The following is a 21,848-nucleotide window of genomic DNA, read 5'->3' on the forward strand; positions in this document are numbered from 1 at the left end:
TCCCCGAGGGGGCAGGTTTGAAAAATCAACATGGGGATGATCGGTTTCGACAGCGGCTGTCGAAGCAGGGGAAGCGTGTCGAGGAAGCGGCAATGATCTCGTAAACCATATGTCGCAACCAATAATCGCCAACACCAAGCGCGATTCCTTCGCCCTCGCTGCCTAAGTAGCGACTTGCGAAGTGTCAGCCCGGGGCTGTTCCCGACCCGGATCCTGGCATCAGCTAGGGGACTAAACCTCTAGACCCGGTCACGGGGTCTGGAGGGAAATCAAACAGTGACTGAGCCCGTCGGAGACTTGTCCGCGTGATCTCCGGGGCCGAGAAAATCGCAGCGGACTGCACACGGAGAAGCCCTGATTCCGCACCGTTGGACGCGGGTTCGATTCCCGCCATCTCCACCAGTGGACGATCTGGGGGCACCGCCCCCAGGCACCGCACCCCATGTGGGCGAGGCCCGGCTGTCATGACAGCCGGGCCTTCGTCGTACGTGCCGGCAGCAGCGACAGCGCCAGTGCCAGGGCCGCCGCCGTGACCGGGATCGCGTAGCCGTGGGAGGCGCCGGCGTGCTCCACCGTCCAGCCGCCCGCCGCCGAACCGGCGGCGATGCCGCCGAGCAGCGCCGTCACGGCCAGGGTCATGCCCTCGTTCAGCTGCCCCTCCGGGGTGAGGCGCTGGATCTCGGTCATGCCGGTCACCATCGTGGGTGCCGTCGCCATCCCGGCGAGCAGAAGCCCACCCGCGACGGCGAGCAGGGAGCCCGTGCCCGCCGCGGCGAGCAGCGGCAGGGCCATGAGGACCGTCATCGCGGCCAGGCAGGTCCGCAGCCGGGCGGTACGGCGGGCCCGGCCGTACGCCAGGCCCGCGAGACAGGAGCCGGCGGCCTGGAGGGCCAGCACCGCACCCGCCGCCGGGCCGTCCGCGAAAGCGAGCGTGACGACCTCCATCGCACCGAAGACGGCTCCCGTGGCGAGGAAGACGGCGAGCATCGGGACCATGCCGGGCGTGCGCAGCGGGGAGCGGCGCCCCGCGGTCCCGCCGGAGACCGGCGGTTCGGTGGACCGCTGGGCCGCGAACAGGACCACGCCCGTCAGCAGCAGCCCCGCTCCGACGAGGGTCCCGGCCTCCGGGAAGAACCCCGCGCAGAGCCAGGCGGCGAGCACGGGCCCGAGCATGAAGCACAGCTCGTCGACCGCCTGCTCGAAGGAGTTCGCGGTGTGCCGGGCGGCCGCGTCGTCCTTCAGCAGATGTGCCCAGCGGGCGCGTGACATCCCGCCCGTGTTGGGTGTCGTGGCGGTGGCGGCGTACGCGGCGAAGAGCGTCCAGTCGGGGGTGCCGTGACGGACGCACAGCACCAGGGCGAGTGAGCCGAGCACGGCCAGCGCGGTGGCCGGTACGGCGACGCGGGCCTGGCCGTACCGGTCGACCAGCCTCGCGGTCCACGGGGCGACGATCGCGGTGGCGGCCAGACCGGTCGCCGTGACGGCGCCCGCGAGGGCGTACGAACCGCGCTGCCCGGCGATCATGATCACGGCGCTGACGCTGAACATGCCCATGGGCAGTCGGGCAAGGAGGTTCCCCGCGGTGAAGGCACGTGCCCCGGGGACGGCGAAGAGCCGGCGGTAGGGGCCCGGCGGACGGGAGGGGCCCGGCGGACGGGAGGGTCCCGGCTCCCGGTCCCGGGGCGCCAGGACCAGCGTCCCGCCGGACGTGGTCATCTGGGGAGAAGTCGATTGCGGCATGGATCAAGGGTCGCGGCGGGGCTCTCGGGGGTCCAACACCTGTTCGAGGCTCATTGACGCACTCCTGTTGTAAGTTCTCGGGGTGCCCCAGGACCTCGAACCCCGTCTGCTCCGCGCCTTCCTCGCCGTCGCGGCCGAACTGCACTTCACCAGGGCCGCGGCCCGGCTGTACGTGGCCCAGCAGGCGCTCAGCCGCGACATCCGGCGGCTGGAGCGGACGTTGGGGGCGGAGCTGTTCGTCCGGACCACCCGGCAGGTGCGGCTCACCGCCGAGGGCGAGCGGCTGCTGCCGTACGCGCGGCGGGTGATGGACGCCCACGATGCGCTGGCCTCGGCCCTCGCCGACACGGAGCGGCCGCTGCTCGTCGACGTGGGCGCCCCGGTGGGCACGGCCTACCGGATGCTCGACGAGGCCCGCCGCGCGGCCCCCGGCCTGGAGTTCGTGGCCCGCTACCTGAGCGGACTCACGGGTGCGGCGGCGGAGATCGTCGCCGGCCGGCTCGACGTCTCCTCCGGCAGGATCGCCGGGATCGACCCGGCCCTGCGCTCCGAACTGGCCCACGAGCCGGTGCGGTACGAGCGGATGGCCGTACTGCTCCGCGACGGCCATCCCCTCGCGGAGCTCCCCGAGGTGCCGTTGGACGCACTGGCGGGGGAGACCCTTTACGCGGGCGCGGGCAACGCGGCCACCGCGGAGTGGACCGACCTCGCCGGCCGGCTCTTCGCCGGCCGCGGAATCCGCATGGCCGCCCCCTTCCCCGAGATCGCCGGGCAGGAGGAGTTCGTCCGGGTGGTGCGCAAGCAGGGCTGGTCGGTGCTGGCGAGCACCGAGTTCATCCCCGTGCCGGGCATGGTCGTCCGGCCGCTCGTCGACCCCGTGCCGCTGTCCCCGGTCTCGCTCGTCTGGCGGCGGGGCCTGAGCCACCCCGGCCTCGGCGTCCTGCGTTCCGTCATGGCCGAACTCGCCGCGTCGGAGGGGTGGCTGGACGTGCCGCCTGACGGCTGGCTGCCGGACGAGGACCGGGCCGCTATGGCGCGGAACACCTGACTCCGCGGCCCGGCCGTCCCCGCCGTGCGCTACATTCATGGTCCGGGTGCAACGTGGTAGGGGGTGCTCGGTCCGGGTTTAGGGGGCTCGGTCCGACGGCAGGCGTCCGGTTCCGCCGGCGCTCCCACCTCTCCGTTCAGTGGGGGAAGAGCGTACAGCAGTGGAAAACAGGCGAGAAAAGTCCCGAATAGGGCACACCCATGACCCCAACGAGGTCACCATCCAGATCGACAGCGTGGAGTTCAGACGACTCCAGGCTGCCCAGATGACCCCTGAGGCCCCTCGGGAAAGCGCCGACGGACCGGTGTTCGTCGACGAGAGCGGCCGTCGCAGCAAGAAGTTCCGCCGTATCGGATGGGTGCTGGCGCTGGTCTGCGCCGGCTACGCGGTGACCCTCGTGGTCGCCCTCATCGGCGGCAACTCCAACGCGCCGTCGCTTCTCATACCGGGGCCCGCCGACGACAAGGCGGACACCGCCGAGGAGACCCCCGGGCCCTCCGACGCCCCGTCCGCCCCCGCGCCCGCCGGCGCCGAGGTCGTCGCCGGCGTCCCCTCGCCCTCCGGCAGCCCGGCCGCCGTGCCGCGGCAGCCCGCCGGGTCCGCCGGCGAGCCGGGCGGCGACCGGAGCAGCAGCCCGGCCGGCGCCTCCGGCACGGGCGCGGCCACCACCACCGGCGGTGCCGGTGGCGCCGGCGGTGCCACGGCCGACCCGAAGCCCACCGTGTCCACGCCGCCCGGTGGCGCCGGCGGCACGGGCGGCGAGGAGCCGCCGCCGGACCCGGTCGATCCGACGACCCCCACCGAGACCGCGACGGAGGAACCCACCGGCGAGCCGGTGGCGCAGGGCCGGCAACTGGCCGGGGAAGGTGCCCGCTAGATGACCGCCTCCGGCAGGCGGGCGGCCCGACGCCAGAAGAGCGTCAGGCGGTCCGCGATTCGGCGCAGGCTGCCCATGCGCTATCTGCTGCCCACGCTCTTCCTCGTCGCGCTCCTCGCGATGCTCATGCTGCGCGGCTACGTGCACAGCGAGATCCTCGCCGACCACCGCGTACGCCCCCCGGTCTCCAGCGGCCAGGTGCCCAAGGACGTCCTGAACGGCGGTCCGGTCATCGACGCCCGCACCCCGGGCGCGCCCAAGGCGCTCAGGGTCCCGGACAAGAACCTGGTGCTGACCTTCGACGACGGCCCCGACCCGGTGTGGACGCCGAAGGTCCTCGACAAGCTGAAGCAGTACGACGCCCACGCGGTGTTCTTCGTGACCGGCACCATGGCCTCCCGCCACCCGGAGCTGGTGCAGCGGATGGTCGCGGAGGGCCACGAGCTCGGCCTGCACACCTTCAACCACCCGGACCTGGCCCTCCAGACGCAGAGCCGGATCGACTGGGAGCTGTCCCAGAACCAGCTGGCGCTCGCCGGCGCCGCCGGCATCCGCACCTCGCTGTTCCGGCCGCCGTACTCGTCGTTCTCGGCCGCCCTGGACGACAAGTCCTGGCCGGTCACCGAGTACATCGGCAGCCGCGGCTACATCACCGCCTTCAACGACACCGACAGCGAGGACTGGAAGCGCCCGGGCGTCGAGGCGATCATCAAGCGCGCCACCCCCAAGGGCACCAAGGGCTCCATCGTGCTGATGCACGACTCCGGCGGTGACCGCTCCCAGACCGTGGCCGCCCTGAGCCGCTTCCTGCCCGACATGAAGGAGCGCGGCTACCGGTTCGCCAACCTCACCGAGGCCCTCGGCGCGCCCAGCGCCCACACACCGGTCACGGGACCGGACCTGTGGAAGGGCAAGGCGTGGGTCGGCGCCGTCGCCGTCTCCGAGAAGACCACCTCGGCCCTGACCGTCGGCCTCGCCGTCATCGGTGTCCTGGTCTTCCTCCGCTTCGGCCTCATGCTGCTGCTCTCCTTCGGCCATGCCCGCAAGGTGCGCCGCCGCCGCTTCCGCTGGGGCCCGGCCGTCACCGAACCCGTGACGGTGCTGGTCCCCGCCTACAACGAGAAGGAGTGCATCGAGAACACGGTGCGCTCGCTGATGGAGAGCGACCACCCGATCGAGGTCATCGTCATCGACGACGGCTCGTCGGACGGCACCGCCGACATCGTCGACGACATGTGGCTGCCCAACGTCAGGGTCGTCCGACAGGCCAACGCGGGCAAGCCGGAAGCCCTCAACAACGGCATCCGCAACGCCCGCCACGACATCATCGTGATGATGGACGGGGACACCGTCTTCGAGCCGTCCACCGTCCGCGAACTCGTCCAGCCCTTCGGCGACCCGCGCGTCGGCGCCGTCGCGGGCAACGCCAAGGTCGGCAACCGGGACAGCCTGATCGGTGCCTGGCAGCACATCGAGTACGTCATGGGCTTCAACCTCGACCGCCGCATGTACGACGTGCTGCGGTGCATGCCCACGATCCCCGGCGCGGTCGGCGCCTTCCGCCGCCAGGCCCTGGAGCGGGTCGGCGGCATGAGCGACGACACCCTCGCCGAGGACACCGACATCACCATGGCCATCCACCGCGACGGCTGGCGCGTGGTGTACGCCGAGCGGGCCCGGGCGTGGACCGAGGCCCCGGAGTCGGTGCAGCAGCTGTGGTCCCAGCGCTACCGGTGGTCGTACGGCACGATGCAGGCGATCTGGAAGCACCGCCGCTCCGTGATCGACAGCGGTCCCTCCGGCCGCTTCGGCCGGGTCGGCCTGCCGCTCGTCTCCCTGTTCATGGTGCTGTTCCCGCTGCTCGCCCCGCTGATCGACGTCTTCCTGCTCTACGGACTCGTCTTCGGCCCCACGCAGAAGACGATCGTCGCCTGGCTCGGCGTCCTCGCCATCCAGGCCGTGTGCGCCGCGTACGCGTTCCGCCTCGACAAGGAACGCATGGTGCACCTGATCTCCCTGCCCCTCCAGCAGCTGCTGTACCGGCAGCTCATGTACGTCGTGCTGCTGCAGTCCTGGATCACCGCCCTCACCGGCGGCCGCCTCCGCTGGCAGAAGCTGCGGCGCACCGGAGTGGTGGAGGCGCCGGGCTCGATACCCACCCAGCGCCAGGGCAGTGACGAGCGGAGGCCGGTCGGATGACCTCGCCCTCGCTCGACACGGGCGGCGCTCCCCGTGCCGGGGCCCGGCACCGTGCCGACACCACGGCGACGGCGACGGCGGCTCCCGCCGCCGCGCCGAAGCGGCCCGGCCGGGACCGCTATCTCGACCTGCTGCGCTCCATCGCCCTGCTCCGCGTCATCGTCTACCACATCTTCGGCTGGGCCTGGCTGACGGTGCTCTTCCCGTCCATGGGCGTGATGTTCGCGCTCGCCGGCTCGCTGATGGCGCGCTCGCTGGCGCGGCCCGCGTGGGGCGTCATCCGGGGCCGCGTCCGGCGGCTGCTGCCGCCGATGTGGGCGTTCTCGGCCTTCGTCCTGCCCGTGATCTTCTACTTCGGCTGGAAGCCGGTGAAGGAGGAGGGGATCTGGTGGTTCGTCAAACTGGCCTGGTACATCGTCCCGGTCGGCGCGCCGCCGTACCCCTGGCACAGCGGTGACGCCTCGGGCCTGCTCGAGGACACCTGGGCGGTCCAGGCGGCGGGTCCGCTCTGGTACATCCGCGCCTATCTGTGGTTCGTCATCGCCTCGCCGCTGCTCCTGTGGGCCTTCCGCAGGCTGCCGTGGGCGACGCTCTTCGCCCCGCTCGCGCTCACGGCGGTCGTCGGCTCCGGGCTGTTCAAGATCCCCGGCGAGACCGGCAACGTCATCACCGACTTCGCCACCTACGGATCCTGCTGGGTGCTCGGCTTCGCCCACCAGGAGGGCGTGTTCGAGAAGCTCCCGCGGTACGTCTTCGTGTCGGTGTCCTCTCTGATCATGGCCTTCGGCCTGTGGTGGGCGTCGTGGCATCTGGGCCCGGACGGCTGGGACCTCAACGACATCCCGCTCGCCCAGGCCACCTGGTCGTTCGGCTTCTGCGTGATCCTGCTCGCGTACTCGCCGTCCTGGCAGCGGCTCCCGGGGAGGCTCGCGCACTTCGACAGCCTGATCACGCTGTCCAACAACCGCGCGGTGACGATCTACCTCTGGCACAACCTGCTGATCATGGCGACGATCCCGGTCGTCGACCTGCTCTGGAAGATCCCGGGCGTCTGGCCGACGTACTCGGGCTACCTGGAGCGGGCGTACCCCGTGCTCATGCTGATCGTCGTCTTCCCGCTGATCGGTCTGATGATCATGGCCGTCGGCTGGCTGGAGGACGTCGCCGCCAAGCGCCGGCCCCGGCTGTGGCCGAACGGCGCGACGAGCGAGAAGGCGTCGCGGGCGGGGGCAGCGCGCGGACGGGGGCGCTCACACCGTGCCTGAGCACCGGGTGAGAGCAAGGTTCCATCCCGGTCATCTCGTGCCACGGGCCTGAAACCCGCGATGCCTAGCGTCGGATCCACTACCCGGAGCATCAGTGGAGGCGCGCCATGGCCGGCAGGTGGATCGAGCAGTGGGACCCGGAGGACGAGACCTTCTGGAGGGAGAAGGGGGAGCGGATCGCCCGGCGGAATCTCCTCTTCTCCGTCCTGTCCGAGCACATCGGCTTCTCCATCTGGACGCTGTGGTCCGTGATGGTCCTGTTCATGGGGCCCGAGTACGGGGTCGACCCGGCCGGAAAGTTCTTCCTGATCGCGACCGCGACCCTGGTCGGGGCCGTGATCAGGGTGCCGTACACGTTCGCCGTGGCCCGCTTCGGCGGCCGCAACTGGACGATCTTCAGCGCACTGATGCTGCTGCTGCCGACCGGCGCCGCGTTCCTGGTCATGGAGCCGGGGACGTCCTACGGGACGTTCCTCGCGGTGGCCGCCCTCACCGGCGTCGGCGGCGGCAACTTCGCCTCCTCGATGACCAACATCAACTCCTTCTTCCCGCTGCGCAAGAAGGGCTGGGCGCTCGGCCTGAACGCCGGCGGCGGCAACATCGGCGTGCCCGTGGTGCAGCTCGTCGGCCTGCTGGTCATCGGACTGGCGGGCGCCGCACATCCCAGGATCGTGCTCGGCGTCTACATCCCGCTGATCGTGGTCTCCGCGCTGTGCGCCGCGCTGTTCATGGACAACCTGGCGCCCGTGAAGAACGACACCGGCGCCGCGAAGGAGGCGGTCAGGGACCCGCACACCTGGATCATGTCGTTCCTCTACATCGGGACGTTCGGCTCCTTCATCGGTTACAGCTTCGCCTTCGGCCTCGTGCTCCAGACCCAGTTCGGGCGCACCCCGCTCCAGGCGGCGTCGCTCACCTTCGTCGGACCGCTGCTCGGCTCCCTCATCCGGCCCGTCGGCGGCTCGCTCGCCGACCGCTTCGGCGGGGCCAGGATCACCCTGTGGACCTTCGCCGCGATGGCCGCGGCCACCGGCGTCGTCGTATTCGCCTCCGTGTCCGAATCGCTGCCGGTCTTCCTGGTCGGCTTCATCGCCCTGTTCGTCCTCAGCGGGCTCGGCAACGGCTCCACGTACAAGATGATCCCCGGCATCTTCCAGGCCAAGGCCCTGGCGAAGGGCATGACGGGCGAGGCCGCCGAAGCGTACGGGCGGCGGCTCTCGGGCGCGTCGATGGGGCTCATCGGCGCGGTGGGCGCGCTCGGCGGGCTCGCGATCAACCTGGCCTTCCGGCAGTCGTTCCTCACGGCCGGGACGGGGACGGGCGCCTTCGTCGCCTTCCTCGCCTGCTACGCGGTGTGCTTCACGGTCACCTGGGCGGTATACCTTCGCAGGCCCGCCCGCACCGCCGCGCCGGCCGCCACGACCGAGACGAAGCCGCAGCTCAGCTACGCCGAGGTGTGAGCAGGAGTGCCTCGTAACCACGGGGAAACGCAGCCGAACCGAGCCTGTCACGCTCTCTTGCCAGGCTCGGCCGGCATGTACCACGAACAGCACGGCGCTCCCGCGGTCGCCCCGCTCGCGGGCTTCACGGTCGGAGTCACGGCGGCCCGGCGCGCGGACGAACTGGGCGCGCTGCTGCAGCGCCGCGGGGCGGCGGTGCTCCACGCGCCCGCCCTGCGGATCGTGCCGCTCGCGGACGACGGCGAGTTGCTCGCCGCCACGAAGGAACTCATCGACAACCCCCCGGACGTGGTGGTCGCCACCACCGCGATCGGCTTCCGGGGCTGGGTGGAGGCCGCCGACGGCTGGGGCTTCGGCGAGGAGCTGCTCGCCTGCCTGCGGGGCGTCGAACTCCTGGCCCGCGGGCCGAAGGTGAAGGGCGCGATCCGGGCGGCCGGGCTGACGGAGGAGTGGTCGCCCACGTCCGAGTCGATGGCCGAGGTGCTCGACCGGCTCCTCGGCGAAGGCGTGGCGGACCGCCGGGTGGCGCTGCAGCTGCACGGCGAGCCGCTGCCCGGGTTCGTGGAGGCGTTGCGGGTCGGGGGAGCCGAGGTCGTCGTCGTCCCCGTCTACCGGTGGATGCCGCCGGAGGACCTCGCTCCGCTGGACCGCCTGCTCGACGCGGCGGTGGGGCGGTCGCTGGACGCGGTGACGTTCACCAGCGCCCCCGCCGCGGCGTCGCTGTTCTCCCGGGCCGAGGACCGCGGGATGCTGCCGGAGCTGCTCGACGCGCTCGCCCACGACGTGTTGCCGGCCTGCGTGGGACCGGTCACGGCACTTCCGCTCCAGGCCGTCGGGCTGGACACGGTCCAGCCCGACCGGTTCCGGCTGGGTCCGCTCGTCCAGCTGCTCTGCGTCGAACTTCCCTCCCGGGCACGGACCTTGCCGGTGGCCGGCCGCCGGGTCGAGATCCGCGGCCATGCCGTCCTCGTCGACGGCGAGGTCCGCCCCGTGCCACCGGCCGGTATGTCGCTGCTCAACACGCTGGCCCGGCGCCCCGGTTGGGTCGTCTCCCGCGCCGACCTGCTCCGCGCCCTGCCCGGCGCAGGCCGTGACGAGCACGCCGTGGAGACGGCGATGGCCCGTCTGCGCACGGCCCTCGGCGTCCCCAACCTCATCCAGACCGTGGTGAAGCGCGGCTACCGGCTGGCACTCGACCCGGCGGTCGACACCAAGTACGCGGACACCTGACCGGATCGCGGGGGCGGGGAGGCCGGCGGACCGTTCGTACCCCGGGAGACGCCTCTGTCCGGACAGACGCGGGGGACGGCCCGGCGGGCCCGAGGGAGCGGGCGCCGGGCACGGTGTCCCGGACGTCACGCTTTACGGGAACGAGGGGTCGCGCACGGGGGGTTCCCGGCGCGCGCTCGCGGGGGCACCCTGAGTTCATGGGCATCGGCTCGTACGACGGGCGGTTCGACTCCGGGCGCGTCTGCCTGGATCTCGTGGCGGCGGCGCCGCAGGGCGCCGAAGGGCTCGGACGGTGGCTCACGGCGGCCGGACTGCTGCCTCCGGGCACCCCGTTGGGCGCGGTGACCGCCCGGTGGGTGGTGCCGTTCCACGAACTCCGCGTCTGCGTCGAGGGTCTGGTCGACGCCGAGATCGACCGCCACCGGGCCGCACCCGGTACGGGAAGCCGAGGCGGCCCCGCCGCCGTTCCCGGGCGCCACGGCGGTCCGGACCTCGCCCTCGCACGGCTCAACTCCTTCGCTTCCGCCTCCGCCCCGCCCGCCGTCACCGCCGTGCGCGACGACGAGGGCGAACTCGTCCGGGCCCCGCTCGCCCGCCCCGAGTGCGCCGCGCTGCTCGCCGCCGTCGCCCGCGACGCCGTGGAGCTGCTCACCGATTCCGTGGCCCGTACCCGGCTCCGTCGCTGCGAGGGCGACAACTGCCGCCGTGTGTATCTCGACACATCCCGGGGACGCCGTCGCCGCTGGTGCTCCAGTGAGGTGTGCGGCAATCGGGAGCGGGTCGCCCGCCACCGGCGGCGGGCCGCTCTCTCGCGCGCCTGAAAGCGGGTCATTTCGAGGCGCTATGGCCGGGATTGCGAGCCGGTTCGCCGCGCTGTCCGGCCGCCCTCCAAAAGATCTTGAAAGAATTTCCCCGTCGCGTTGAGTCGATCGGCGAGCCCCTCCGTAGTGATGGACGACAGACAAGCAGTCAGACATCAGACAGGGTCTCGACCGGGAGGTTCAGGTGCGCAAGGATGCCGCCGTGGCCGATGACCGTTCAGGCAGGGCCCGGCATCGCGCCGACTCGTCGCGCACCAGCACATCCGTCCCTGACGAGGAGCTGATGCGCGTGCTGTATCAGGAGCACGCCGGACCCCTCCTTGCCTATGTGCTCCGACTCGTGGCCGGCGACCGCCAGCGCGCCGAGGACGTGGTACAGGAGACGCTCATCCGTGCCTGGAAGAACGCCGGTCAGCTCAATCGGGCCACCGGCTCTGTCCGACCCTGGCTGGTGACGGTCGCACGGCGTATCGTCATCGACGGTCACCGCAGCCGGCAGGCCCGGCCGCAGGAGGTCGATCCGTCGCCGCTGGAGGTCATGCCCGCGGAGGACGAGATCGACAAGGCGTTGTGGCTGATGACGCTATCCGATGCGCTCGATGATTTGACCCCTGCTCACAGGGAAGTACTCGTCGAGACGTATTTCAAAGGGCGTACGGTCAATGAGGCGGCCGAGACACTCGGCATACCCAGCGGGACCGTGCGGTCCCGTGTGTTCTATGCACTGCGTTCCATGAAGCTCGCTCTGGAGGAGAGGGGGGTCACGGCATGAACAGGCAGGACCAGTTCGGGCAGTTCGGACAGTCCGAAGAGGGGTCGGTCCACGAGACGGTGGGGGCGTACGTCCTCGGCATCCTCGACGACGCGGAAGCCACCGCGTTCGAGGCGCATCTGGCCGGCTGCGACATCTGTGCCGCCCACCTCGAGGAGTTCGCGGGCATGGAGCCGATGCTGGCGATGCTCGCCGAGGCTCCGGCGCAGCCGGCCGTTCCCCAGCAGCCGACCGCGCTGCCCTTCGACAGCAGGATCATGCAGCCGCCGCCCCGGCCCGCCGCCGTCACGGTCCCGACGGCGCCGAGCCCGCAGCTGCTCGACCGGCTCGTGGACGAGGTCGCGGTGAAGCGCTCCAGGAAGCGCCGCCGCAGCATGTACATGATCGCGGCATCGGCCGTGCTGATCCTCGGTGGCCCCGCCGTCGCGGTGGTCGTCAGCCAGGACGACGCCACGGCGGGCAACGTCGCGGCGCCGCACCCGACCAGCCCCGCGGAGAACGAGTTCTTCGACGGCATGACCGAGAAGGTCGAGGCGACGGACGCGCTGACCAGGGTCACCGCCACCGTCGGCCTGGAGGAGAAGGGCTGGGGCACCCACGCGGTGCTGGAGCTCAAGAACGTCAAGGGTCCGCTGAAGTGCAGTCTCGTCGCCGTCTCCAAGAGCGGTGAGGAGGAGGTCGTGACCTCCTGGTCCGTCCCCGAGCGGGGGTACGGCATCGAGGACAGCACGAACAAGGAGGCCAAGAAGCCGCTGTACATCCACGGCGGCGCGGCCATGGACCGCAACGAGATCGATCACTTCGAGGTCCGCACCTTCGACGGGAAGCGCCTCGTGGAGGTCGGCGCCTGAGTCACGGACTCCCGGACCACGACAGCGGACCTTCCGCCTGACACAACGGCCCCCCTTCGCGTACGGTTGACGGCTGCCCAGTGCACGTAAGAAGGGGGCCACGGTGGCCGCGCAGGAAGCCGCTGTCGACTCGGTCCGGGACCGCGAGATCCTTGTCGAACAGGACCATCTGGACCAGGTGTACCGCCGCCTCGAGGAGAAGATCCACGAGGCGGAGTTCCTGATGGACGACGCCGCCAAACGCGGCCAGGTGGGCACGCCCGGCGCGCTCGCCGAGCGGGACGCCCAGGTGTTCCGCGCCGGGATCCACCTCAACCGGCTCAACAGCGAGTTCGAGGACTTCCTCTTCGGCCGGATCGACCTGCTGCTCGGCAAGGACGGCAAGAAGGGGCCCGACGGGGCCTACACCTCCGTCGAACCGGCCGAGGACGCCGTACGGACGGACGAGACGGGGCAGTACGCCGACATCGCCGAGACGCTGCACATCGGCCGAATCGGCGTGCTCGACTCCGACTACGCGCCCCTGGTCATCGACTGGCGCGCCCCGGCCGCGGCGCCCTTCTACCGCTCCACGCCGGTCGACCCCGGCCGTGTCGTACGCCGCCGGGTCATCCGCTCCAAGGGCCGCCGGGTCCTCGGCGTCGAGGACGACCTGATGCGCCCCGAGCTGACCGCACGCCTCGGCGGCGCCATGCTGCCGGTGATCGGCGACGGTGCCCTGATGGCCGCGCTCGGCCAGGCCCGCACCCACACCATGCGCGACATCGTGTCCTCCATCCAGGCCGAGCAGGACCTCGTGATCAGGGCACCCGCCGCCTCGGTCACGGAGGTCTCCGGCGGTCCCGGCACCGGAAAGACCGCCGTCGCGCTGCACCGGGCCGCGTACCTGCTCTACCAGGACCGGCGCCGGTACGCGGGCGGCATCCTCGTCGTCTCGCCCACCCCGCTGCTGGTCGCCTACACCGAGGGCGTGCTGCCCTCGCTGGGCGAGGAGGGGCAGGTCGCGATCCGGGCGGTCGGCTCCCTGGTGGACGGCGCCGAGGCCACCACGTACGACGATCCGGCCGTCGCCCGCGTCAAGGGCTCCCTGCGGATGCTGAAGGTGCTGCGGAAGGCGGCCCGCGGCGCCCTGGAGCTCGGCGACACCCCCGCCCGGCTGCGGGTCGTGGCCTTCGGCCGCCGGCTGGAGCTGGAGAACGACGAGCTCCGACGCATCCGCCACAACGTCCTCGGCGGCACCGCGCCCGTCAACCTGCTGCGGCCGCGCGCCCGCAGACTGCTCCTGGACGCCCTGTACGCCAAGTCGGGGGCGGCCGGCCGGCACACCGACCCGGAGCTCGCCGCCGAGCTGCGCTCCTCCTTCGACGACGACGTCAGCTCGGAGGACTCGTTCATCGACTTCCTGGACGCCTGGTGGCCCGAGCTGAACCCGCGGGGGGTGCTCGCCGCCATGGCCGACGAGCGGCGGCTGGGCCGCTGGGCGCGCCGCGTCCTCAACCCCGGCGAGGTGCGAAGACTCGCCCGCAGCCTGAGACGCGACGGTCTGTCCGTGCACGACGTGGCCGTCCTCGACGAGCTTCAGGCGATCCTCGGCGTCCCCGTACGCCCGAGGAAGAAGCGCGAGGCCCATCCGCTGGACCAGCTCACCGGGCTGGAGGAACTGATGCCGCAGCGCGAGGAGTCCCAGCGCGAGCGGGCCGAGCGGCTGGCGGCGGAGCGCACCGAGTACGCCCACGTCATCGTCGACGAGGCCCAGGACCTCACGCCCATGCAGTGGCGGATGGTCGGCCGCCGCGGACGGCACGCCACCTGGACGATCGTGGGCGACCCCGCCCAGTCGTCCTGGTCCGACCCGGACGAGGCCGCCGAGGCCCGCGACGACGCCCTCGGCACCCGGCCGCGCCGCCGTTTCGAGCTCACCGTGAACTACCGCAACCCCTCCGAGGTCGCCGAGCTCGCCGCCCGGGTGCTGACGCTGGCCATGCCGGGGATGGTGGCGCCCCGCGCCGTCCGCTCGACGGGTCTGCGGCCCCGGTTCGCGGTGGCCCGTGACGACCTCGAGCGGACCGTGCGGCAGGAGACCCAGCGCCTCCTGGACGAGGTCGACGGCACCGTCGGCGTCGTGGTCGCGATGGACCGGCGCGAGGAGGCCGCCCGCTGGCTCGACGGCCTCGGCGACCGCGCGGTCGCCCTCGGTTCGCTGGAGGCGAAAGGGCTCGAGTACGACGCGACGGTGGTCGTCTCTCCGGCGGAGATCGCCGACGAGTCGCCGGCGGGGCTGCGGGTGCTGTACGTGGCGCTCACCCGTGCCACCCAGCAGCTCACCGTGGTCTCGGGCCGGCGCGACGAGCCGGACGCGGACGGGGTCCCGGACCTGCTCAGGGACTGAGAGACCCAGGAACTGGGGAGCTGAGGGACTGAGGGGGCCGGGCGAACCGAGGGACCGGGTGACGGAGGTGCCGCGGTCGGCGGGTGACCCGCCGACCGGCGATCTCCGGGGCGTCGCGGGGCCGGACGGGGCGGTCGGACGGCCGAACGGGGGTCAACTCGCCGAGCGGGGAATCACCTTCTGGGACTCTTTGTTAGCCTGTGTGTGGCACCGGCTCGATCCAAGCCCCCGGGCCCAACCTTCGTCCCTCAGAGGGACCACTTGCCGCGAGGCGAGCATGGCGGGTCGGTGTCACCAGAGCATCGGAGAGGTCCGCGTCACCACGGTGACGCGGACTTCTTCCGTTTCGCCCGGTCCGTTCTTCTGTTTTTCCACGACTTCTCGTATGGTGGAAAAAGTTTTCCGAAATCAAAACGACCAGTATTACCTGCTACTGGCAGGTAGGTGCGACCATCGGATGGCCCCGCCCGGTCATCACCGGGCGGTGCGGCAACGAAGCTAGGGAAAGCAGAGGAACTCGGCCATGGCAACGGCGCCCAGCGTCTCGTACTCGATGACGGTCCGGCTGGAGGTGCCCGCGAGCGGAACCGCAGTCTCGCAGCTCACCACGGCCGTGGAGTCCTCCGGCGGATCGGTCACCGGTCTCGACGTCACCGCGTCCGGCCACGAGAAGCTCCGGATCGACGTCACCATCGCGGCGACCTCCACGACGCACGCGGACGAGATCGTCGAGAAACTGCGCGGCATCGAGGGCGTCACCCTCGGCAAGGTGTCCGACCGGACCTTCCTCATGCACCTCGGCGGCAAGATCGAGATGCAGTCCAAGCATCCCATCCGCAACCGTGACGACCTCTCCATGGTCTACACCCCGGGTGTTGCCCGCGTCTGCATGGCCATCGCCGAGAACCCCGAGGACGCCCGCCGTCTCACCATCAAGCGCAATTCCGTCGCAGTCGTGACGGACGGCTCCGCCGTCCTCGGCCTCGGCAACATCGGCCCGAAGGCAGCCCTGCCCGTCATGGAGGGCAAGGCGGCCCTCTTCAAGCGCTTCGCCGGCATCGACGCCTGGCCGATCTGCCTGGACACCCAGGACACCGACGCCATCGTCGAGATCGTCAAGGCGATCGCCCCCGGCTTCGCCGGCATCAACCTGGAGGACATCTCCGCACCCCGTTGCTTCGAGATCGAGGCACGGCTGCGCGAGGCACTCGACATCCCCGTGTTCCACGACGACCAGCACGGCACCGCGATCGTCGTGCTCGCCGCCCTCACCAACGCACTGCGCGTGGTGGGCAAGGCGGTTGGGGACGTCAGAGTCGTCATGTCCGGCGCCGGCGCGGCCGGTACGGCCATCCTGAAGCTGCTCATCGCGGCGGGCGTCAAGCACGCCGTGGTCGCCGACATCCACGGAGTCGTGCACGCGGGCCGCGAGGACCTCGTGGACGCGGCCCCCGGGTCGGCGCTGCGCTGGATCGCCGACAACACCAACCCCGAGGGCGTCACCGGCACTCTGAGGGAGGCGGTCCGCGGCGCCGACGTGTTCATCGGCGTCTCCGCCCCGAACGTGCTCGGCGCACAGGACGTCGCGGGAATGGCGGACGACGCGATCGTGTTCGCGCTCGCGAACCCCGACCCCGAGGTGGACCCGGCAATCGCCCGCCAGACCGCGGCAGTTGTGGCCACCGGCCGCAGCGACTTCCCGAACCAGATCAACAACGTGCTGGTCTTCCCGGGTGTCTTCCGCGGACTCCTGGACGCGCAGTCGCGCACGGTCAACACGGAGATGATGCTCGCCGCGGCCACGGCGCTGGCGGACGTCGTCACCGAGGACGAACTCAACCCGAACTACATCATCCCGTCCGTCTTCAACGACAAGGTCGCGGGCGCGGTCGCGGGGGCCGTCCGGGATGCCGCGAGGGCGGCTGGTGCGGCTGTGACGGGCCCCACCCCGTCCTGAGTCCGGCGCGTCGCGAGTCGCGGGCCCGGAAAACCGCCCTTAGGGTGGCGGACCATGAGCCCGCGACGGGCCGCACGACTTCGGAGGATGCTTCCTCCGGGGGCTCCTTCGGGCCGTTTCGGTTCCGTGGAGTCCGCACGGAGTCGACGGAACGTCACCGGAACGAGCCAGTGGCGCTTTTCGTGTGACTCCGGAGGGTGCCGGATTGGCTTTCCCGCCGCTGGTGGGGGCAGGATGCTCAATTGGGCGCGAGGGTCTGACGGCAGACCCGGGTCCGGGGAACTGTCCGAGGGCCCTGGCAGCATCGGCTTCGATCTCACGCCTCACAGGCAAGAAGAACACGGGAGTAAGAACATGAACCGCAGTGAGCTGGTGGCCGCCCTGGCCGACCGTGCCGAGGTGACCCGCAAGGACGCCGACGCTGTGCTGGCCGCCTTCGCCGAGGTCGTCGGCGAGGTCGTCGCCAAGGGCGACGAGAAGGTCACCATCCCCGGTTTCCTGACCTTCGAGCGCACCCACCGTGCCGCTCGCACCGCTCGTAACCCGCAGACCGGCGACCCGATCCAGATCCCGGCCGGCTACAGCGTGAAGGTCTCCGCGGGCTCCAAGCTCAAGGAAGCCGCGAAGGGCAAGTAAGCCTCAGAGCGCGAGGGCGGCCACCTCCCGTCGGGGGGTGGCCGCCCTTGTGCTGTCCGGGGCCGGGGCGTCCCCGGCGCCCCCACGGCCTCCCGCGCCGGGCCCCGTCCGCCGGGACGGTGCGTTGCCCGCCAAGCGGCGGGCAGGAGAGCGGCGGGCAGGTGTACGGGCCCCCTGGCGGCCCGCCGTGCCGAGGCACGCGGGCTTCGCCACGCGTGCACGCCGTGTCGCCCGTGCGCGGGCTCCCGGGCGGTGCGCCGCCGGCCGTGGCGCGTCCAAGGCCGCGCACGGAGGTGCGTGCCCGCGGTCGCGTGGGGGAGGCGGGTGCCTCGGCCGCACCGGGACGCTGTGATCCGTTCCGTCGCGTACGGGAACGGCATGCCGGGAGGCGGGTGCCTCGGCGGCGCCGTGACGCCGCGCACGTTTGCGTCGCGTGCGGGAACGCACCGAGCGCCGGACCCGGGCCGCAGGGCGGCCGGACCGGCGCTCGGAGGGGCGGGTGGGGTCAGACGACCGCGCCGCGCGGCAGCTCGACCTTCGCGCCGAGTTCCACGAGCTTCTCCATGAAGTTCTCGTAGCCGCGGTTGATCAGGTCGATCCCGTGCACCCGGGACGTCCCCTGAGCCGCCAGCGCCGCGATCAGGTAGGAGAAACCGCCGCGCAGGTCGGGGATCACCAGATCCGCGCCCTGGAGCTTCGTCGGCCCGGACACGACGGCCGAGTGCAGGAAGTTGCGCTGGCCGAAGCGGCAGTCCGAGCCGCCCAGGCACTCCCGGTACAGCTGGATGTGCGCACCCATCTGGTTGAGCGCCGACGTGAAGCCGAGGCGCGACTCGTAGACCGTCTCGTGCACGATCGACAGGCCCGCCGCCTGCGTCAGGGCCACCACCAGGGGCTGCTGCCAGTCCGTCTGGAAGCCGGGGTGCACGTCCGTCTCCAGGGCGATCGCGTTGAGGGAGCCGCCCGGGTGCCAGAAGCGGATGCCCTCGTCGTCGATCTCGAAGGCCCCGCCGACCTTCCGGTACGTGTTGAGGAAGGTCATCATCGAACGCTGCTGGGCGCCGCGCACGTAGATGTTGCCCTCGGTCGCGAGCGCCGCCGACGCCCAGGACGCCGCCTCCAGACGGTCCGGGAGCGCCCGGTGGGTGTAGCCGCCGAGGCGGTCGACACCGGTGATCCGGATCGTCCGGTCGGTGTCCATGGAAATGATCGCGCCCATTTTCTGCAGGACGCAGATCAGGTCCTCGATCTCCGGCTCGACCGCCGCGTTCGACAGCTCCGTGACGCCCTCGGCCAGCACCGCGGTCAGCAGTACCTGCTCGGTGGAGCCGACCGACGGGTACGGCAGGCGGATCCTGCATCCGCGAAGCCGCTGCGTGGCCTCCAGGTACTGCCCGTCCGCCCGCTTCTCGATCTTGGCGCCGAACTGCCGGAGCACGTCGAAGTGGAAGTCGATGGGCCGGCCGCCGATGTCGCAGCCGCCCAGACCGGGGATGAAGGCGTGCCCGAGCCGGTGCAGCAGCGGGCCGCAGAACAGGATCGGGATGCGCGAGGAACCGGCGTGGGCGTCGATGTCCGCGACGTTCGCGCTTTCGACGTGCGTCGGGTCGAGCACCAGTTCGCCGGGCTCGTCCCCGGGCCGCACCGTCACACCGTGCAGCTGCAGCAGCCCTCGTACCACCCGCACGTCGCGGATGTCGGGCACATTGCGCAGCCGGCTCGGCTCGCTGCCGAGCAGCGCGGCGACCATAGCCTTCGGCACCAGGTTCTTGGCGCCGCGGACGCGGATCTCGCCCTCCAGCGGGGTTCCGCCGTGGACAAGCAGTACATCGTCTGTGCCGGTCATGAATCTCGCGTTCCGGAGGGTCCTCCCAGTGGAGCCGGGGAGGAGGTCGGGCAGGGGCCAGAGAAAAGGTTAAGGCCCTCCTACCCCTGTCTCGTAAGGCCAAGGGCGGCCCGCAGGTGTAATGAATTCGGCACAATACGTTCTGTTTCGGCGTGCCTCCGGAGGGTCACCATCCGGTTGTTCCCGCGGGCGCGCCCTCCCGCTGCCGCGGTGCGCCCTGAGCTGCGTCGGTCCGGACCGGGACTTCCGCTCCCCGCGGAGGACGAAGATGCGGGATCATGTCTCCCATGACCGAGGTGTCCTCCCTCACAGGGCGGCTGCTCGTCGCCACTCCGGCCCTCGCGGACCCGAACTTCGACCGCGCGGTGGTGCTCCTGCTCGACCACGACGAGGAGGGATCCCTCGGCGTGGTCCTCAACCGGCCCACTCCCGTCGGCGTCGGCGACATCCTGGAAACCTGGGCGGGGCTGGCCGGCGAACCCGGCGTGGTCTTCCAGGGCGGCCCCGTCTCCCTCGACTCGGCGCTCGGCCTCGCCGTCATCCCCGGCGAGGAGGGGCCCCTCGGCTGGCGCAGGGTCCACGGGGCGATCGGCCTCGTCGACCTCGAGGCCCCGCCGGAACTGCTCGCCGCCTCGCTCGGCTCGCTGCGGATCTTCGCCGGCTATGCGGGCTGGGGCCCGGGCCAGCTGGAGGAGGAGCTGAGTGAGGGCGCCTGGTACGTCGTGGAGTCCGAGCCCGGCGACGTGTCCTCCCCGCGGCCGGAGGCGCTGTGGCGGTCCGTGCTGCGCCGGCAGCGCAACGAACTCGCGATGGTGGCCACCTATCCGGACGACCCGTCGCTGAACTGAATCCCTGCGGCTTGAGTACCCTTGGCACCTATGAGCACTCTCGAGCCCGAGCGCGGGGCAGGTACGGGCACCCTCGTGGAGCCGACACCCCAGGTGTCGCACGGCGACGGCGACCACGAGCGCTTCGCCCATTACGTCCAGAAGGACAAGATCATGGCGAGCGCCCTCGACGGCACTCCCGTGGTGGCACTGTGCGGCAAGGTCTGGGTGCCGGGGCGCGACCCCAAGAAGTACCCGGTGTGCCCGATGTGCAAGGAGATCTACGAGTCCATGGGTGCCGGCGGGGACAAGGACAAGGGCGGCAAGGACAAGAAGTAGCCGGACGGCCGGTCCGCCGGCCTTCGGGCTTCCTTCCGGCTCGGGAACGGCCCCCGGGGCGCACCACTGTGCGCACCGGGGGCCGTTCGCGTTCTCCGGGGCGTGTGCGGCGCCCCTTCGTACACGCTCCCGCGACGTTCCGTTGCACGGAGTGCGTCGGCCGGTCACAGAGTGGTTGAGACCTCTTGTCGCTCCGTTGGGGCAGCCCTAACCTCCTGCGTGTTGTGCACCGCGAAACGTGCGTTGCGTATGTTGCAACACCTTGCCGGAGGGGACCCCGTCATGAAGCTTCCTGCCCGAATAGCCGCCCCGGTCACCGCACTTGCCCTGGCGGGGCTGACCGCCACCGGCTGTGCCCCACAGACGTCCGACACCGGCGCCCGGACCGACGACAAGAGCGGCACGCTCCGCGTCTGGCTGTTCCAGGAGGTCAACAACAAGCCGAAGGAGCAGGTCGTCGAGGAGGCCGTCGCGTCGTTCCGGGCCGAGCACAAGGAGGCCGACGTGAAGGTCGAGTACATCCCCGTCGACACCCGCGCTCAGCGGATCAAGGCGGCCTTCAACGACCCCGGGAGCGCGCCGGACCTGATCGAGTACGGCAACACGGACACGGCCGGCTACGTCAAGGACGGCGGACTCGCCGACATCACCGAGGAGTTCGGGGCCTGGGCGGAGGCCAAGGACGCCGACCCGACCGCGAGGGAGTCGGTGACGGTGGACGGCAAGGTGTACGGTGCCCCGTTCTTCGTCGGCGTCCGCGCCCTGTACTACCGCACGGACGTGTTCGAGGAACTCGGCATCCGGCCGCCCAAGACCCAGGCCGAACTCGTCTCCACGGCGAAGAAGGTGCGCAAGGCGCGGCCCGGGCTGTACGGGCTCGCCGTCGGCGGCGCGTACACCTACGGCGCCATGCCGTTCCTCTGGGCGAACGGCGGTGAGCTGGCGACGGAGAGCGGCGGCACGTACAAGGCGGCCGTCAACAGCCCGCAGGCACTCGAGGGCATCGAGGCGTACACCTCGCTGTTCGGGGACGACAACTGCCCGGCGGCGAAGTGCGCTTCGATGGGCGGCAACGCCACCGTCACGGCGTTCGCCTCCGGCAAGGCCGCGATGGCGATCGGCGGCGACTTCAGCCACGCGGCGGTCGAGGCGGGCAAGGTGAAGGGCAGGTACGCGGTCGTTCCCCTGCCCGGCGTCACCGCCGGTTCGATCGCCCCGGCCTTCGCCGGAGGAAACAACATCGGTGTGCTGAAGAGCAGTTCGCACCGCACGCTCGCGGTGGACCTGATGAAGTCACTGGCCGGCAAGGAGACCCAGGGCAAGCTGTTCGACGCGATGGGCTTCCTGCCGACGTACACGGACGTCCGGGCGCGTGCGGCGACGAAGGAGCCCTTCGTCAAGCCGTTCATCGACACCCTTGCCGCCGAAACCAAGTTCGTCCCCGCCTCACCCGGGTGGGGGCAGATCGACGCCTCGCTCGTCCTGCCGACGATGTTCCAGGAGATCGTCAGCGGCAAGAAGGACGCGGCCACCGCCGCGGACGACGCCGCGAAGAAGATGGACGCGGCCTTCGCGTCCGCGGGCTGATCCC

At 71.3% G+C, this 21,848-nt stretch carries 17 protein-coding genes and 1 other RNA gene; 16 read left to right on the plus strand and 2 right to left on the minus strand.

What is annotated here, in order from left to right:
- The first annotated feature begins 32 nt into the window (after positions 1–32).
- Positions 33–402, plus strand: a transfer-messenger RNA (tmRNA) gene (gene ssrA, locus BLT82_RS29660).
- Between the two features lie 60 nt (positions 403–462).
- On the opposite strand, the gene BLT82_RS29665 is transcribed toward ssrA, so the two are convergent.
- On the minus strand, positions 463–1,740 hold the full coding sequence (locus BLT82_RS29665) for an MFS transporter (protein ID WP_404205518.1): 1,278 nt from the start codon (positions 1,738–1,740) through the stop codon (positions 463–465).
- Between the two features lie 82 nt (positions 1,741–1,822).
- Between BLT82_RS29665 and BLT82_RS29670 the strand changes: the two genes are divergently transcribed.
- The 12 genes from BLT82_RS29670 (at position 1,823) to BLT82_RS29725 (ending at position 17,245) form a co-directional block, all read left to right on the plus strand.
- Positions 1,823–2,788 (plus strand): LysR family transcriptional regulator, encoded by a 966-nt coding sequence (locus BLT82_RS29670; protein WP_093660389.1) that lies wholly within the window; start codon positions 1,823–1,825, stop codon positions 2,786–2,788.
- A 160-nt stretch (positions 2,789–2,948) separates the two neighbouring features.
- Positions 2,949–3,665 (plus strand): hypothetical protein, encoded by a 717-nt coding sequence (locus BLT82_RS29675; RefSeq protein ID WP_244529752.1) that lies wholly within the window; start codon positions 2,949–2,951, stop codon positions 3,663–3,665.
- A 75-nt stretch (positions 3,666–3,740) separates the two neighbouring features.
- Positions 3,741–5,864, plus strand: coding sequence for a bifunctional polysaccharide deacetylase/glycosyltransferase family 2 protein (locus BLT82_RS29680; RefSeq protein WP_093660391.1), 2,124 nt, complete (start codon positions 3,741–3,743; stop codon positions 5,862–5,864).
- Positions 5,861–7,129, plus strand: coding sequence for an acyltransferase family protein (locus BLT82_RS29685; protein ID WP_093660393.1), 1,269 nt, complete (start codon positions 5,861–5,863; stop codon positions 7,127–7,129). Before BLT82_RS29680 ends, BLT82_RS29685 begins: the two co-directional genes overlap by 4 nt.
- 107 nt (positions 7,130–7,236) lie before the next feature.
- The gene (locus BLT82_RS29690) at positions 7,237–8,589 is read left to right on the plus strand and encodes a nitrate/nitrite transporter (RefSeq protein WP_093660395.1); all 1,353 of its coding nucleotides are present in this window, start codon (positions 7,237–7,239) and stop codon (positions 8,587–8,589) included.
- A 75-nt stretch (positions 8,590–8,664) separates the two neighbouring features.
- Positions 8,665–9,819: a uroporphyrinogen-III synthase gene (locus BLT82_RS29695; protein ID WP_093660397.1), complete on the plus strand. Its 1,155-nt coding sequence runs from the start codon at positions 8,665–8,667 to the stop codon at positions 9,817–9,819.
- Between the two features lie 197 nt (positions 9,820–10,016).
- Positions 10,017–10,640 (plus strand): CGNR zinc finger domain-containing protein, encoded by a 624-nt coding sequence (locus tag BLT82_RS29700; RefSeq protein ID WP_093660399.1) that lies wholly within the window; start codon positions 10,017–10,019, stop codon positions 10,638–10,640.
- A 184-nt stretch (positions 10,641–10,824) separates the two neighbouring features.
- Positions 10,825–11,412 (plus strand): sigma-70 family RNA polymerase sigma factor, encoded by a 588-nt coding sequence (locus BLT82_RS29705; protein ID WP_093660401.1) that lies wholly within the window; start codon positions 10,825–10,827, stop codon positions 11,410–11,412.
- The gene (locus BLT82_RS29710; protein WP_093660403.1) at positions 11,409–12,263 is read left to right on the plus strand and encodes an anti-sigma factor family protein; all 855 of its coding nucleotides are present in this window, start codon (positions 11,409–11,411) and stop codon (positions 12,261–12,263) included. The genes BLT82_RS29705 and BLT82_RS29710 overlap by 4 nt, the downstream gene beginning before the upstream one ends.
- Before the next feature lie 103 nt (positions 12,264–12,366).
- Positions 12,367–14,652, plus strand: a complete 2,286-nt coding sequence (locus BLT82_RS29715) for a HelD family protein (protein WP_093660405.1) — start codon at positions 12,367–12,369, stop codon at positions 14,650–14,652.
- Positions 14,653–15,175: 523 nt separating this feature from the next.
- Complete coding sequence (locus tag BLT82_RS29720) at positions 15,176–16,609, plus strand: NAD-dependent malic enzyme (RefSeq protein ID WP_093660407.1); 1,434 nt, start codon at positions 15,176–15,178, stop codon at positions 16,607–16,609.
- Positions 16,610–16,963: 354 nt separating this feature from the next.
- Positions 16,964–17,245 carry an HU family DNA-binding protein gene (locus BLT82_RS29725; protein ID WP_093660571.1) on the plus strand — a complete coding sequence of 94 codons (282 nt, stop codon included), beginning with the start codon at positions 16,964–16,966 and terminating at the stop codon, positions 17,243–17,245.
- Between the two features lie 505 nt (positions 17,246–17,750).
- Here the strand turns inward: BLT82_RS29725 and murA are convergent.
- Complete coding sequence (gene murA, locus BLT82_RS29730; protein WP_093660409.1) at positions 17,751–19,091, minus strand: UDP-N-acetylglucosamine 1-carboxyvinyltransferase; 1,341 nt, start codon at positions 19,089–19,091, stop codon at positions 17,751–17,753.
- 287 nt (positions 19,092–19,378) lie between these two features.
- Here murA and BLT82_RS29735 point away from each other — a divergent pair, with 287 nt between their 5' ends.
- The 3 genes from BLT82_RS29735 (at position 19,379) to BLT82_RS29745 (ending at position 21,844) form a co-directional block, all read left to right on the plus strand.
- Entirely contained in the window at positions 19,379–19,939 is a 561-nt protein-coding gene (locus BLT82_RS29735) for a YqgE/AlgH family protein (RefSeq protein ID WP_093660411.1), read from the plus strand.
- 30 nt (positions 19,940–19,969) lie between these two features.
- The gene (locus BLT82_RS29740; protein WP_063835429.1) at positions 19,970–20,257 is read left to right on the plus strand and encodes a DUF3039 domain-containing protein; all 288 of its coding nucleotides are present in this window, start codon (positions 19,970–19,972) and stop codon (positions 20,255–20,257) included.
- Positions 20,258–20,539: 282 nt separating this feature from the next.
- A complete protein-coding gene (locus tag BLT82_RS29745; RefSeq protein ID WP_093660413.1) occupies positions 20,540–21,844 on the plus strand; it encodes an extracellular solute-binding protein in 1,305 nt (434 codons plus the stop codon).
- Positions 21,845–21,848: the final 4 nt, after the last annotated feature.

The sequence above is a fragment of the Streptomyces wuyuanensis genome (genome assembly GCF_900103455.1).
Taxonomy (GTDB): domain Bacteria; phylum Actinomycetota; class Actinomycetes; order Streptomycetales; family Streptomycetaceae; genus Streptomyces; species Streptomyces wuyuanensis.

What these genes read in the sequence shown, in the direction of transcription:
- BLT82_RS29665 (WP_404205518.1), bottom strand. Translation starts at nt 1,740, where the DNA reads ATGCCGCAATCGACTTCTCCCCAGATGACCACGTCCGGCGGGACGCTG.
- BLT82_RS29680 (WP_093660391.1), top strand. Translation starts at nt 3,741, where the DNA reads ATGCGCTATCTGCTGCCCACGCTCTTCCTCGTCGCGCTCCTCGCGATG.
- BLT82_RS29685 (WP_093660393.1), top strand. Translation starts at nt 5,861, where the DNA reads ATGACCTCGCCCTCGCTCGACACGGGCGGCGCTCCCCGTGCCGGGGCC.
- BLT82_RS29690 (WP_093660395.1), top strand. Translation starts at nt 7,237, where the DNA reads ATGGCCGGCAGGTGGATCGAGCAGTGGGACCCGGAGGACGAGACCTTC.
- BLT82_RS29695 (WP_093660397.1), top strand. Translation starts at nt 8,665, where the DNA reads ATGTACCACGAACAGCACGGCGCTCCCGCGGTCGCCCCGCTCGCGGGC.
- BLT82_RS29700 (WP_093660399.1), top strand. Translation starts at nt 10,017, where the DNA reads ATGGGCATCGGCTCGTACGACGGGCGGTTCGACTCCGGGCGCGTCTGC.
- BLT82_RS29710 (WP_093660403.1), top strand. Translation starts at nt 11,409, where the DNA reads ATGAACAGGCAGGACCAGTTCGGGCAGTTCGGACAGTCCGAAGAGGGG.
- BLT82_RS29720 (WP_093660407.1), top strand. Translation starts at nt 15,176, where the DNA reads ATGGCAACGGCGCCCAGCGTCTCGTACTCGATGACGGTCCGGCTGGAG.
- BLT82_RS29725 (WP_093660571.1), top strand. Translation starts at nt 16,964, where the DNA reads ATGAACCGCAGTGAGCTGGTGGCCGCCCTGGCCGACCGTGCCGAGGTG.
- murA (WP_093660409.1), bottom strand. Translation starts at nt 19,091, where the DNA reads ATGACCGGCACAGACGATGTACTGCTTGTCCACGGCGGAACCCCGCTG.
- BLT82_RS29735 (WP_093660411.1), top strand. Translation starts at nt 19,379, where the DNA reads ATGACCGAGGTGTCCTCCCTCACAGGGCGGCTGCTCGTCGCCACTCCG.
- BLT82_RS29740 (WP_063835429.1), top strand. Translation starts at nt 19,970, where the DNA reads ATGAGCACTCTCGAGCCCGAGCGCGGGGCAGGTACGGGCACCCTCGTG.
- BLT82_RS29745 (WP_093660413.1), top strand. Translation starts at nt 20,540, where the DNA reads ATGAAGCTTCCTGCCCGAATAGCCGCCCCGGTCACCGCACTTGCCCTG.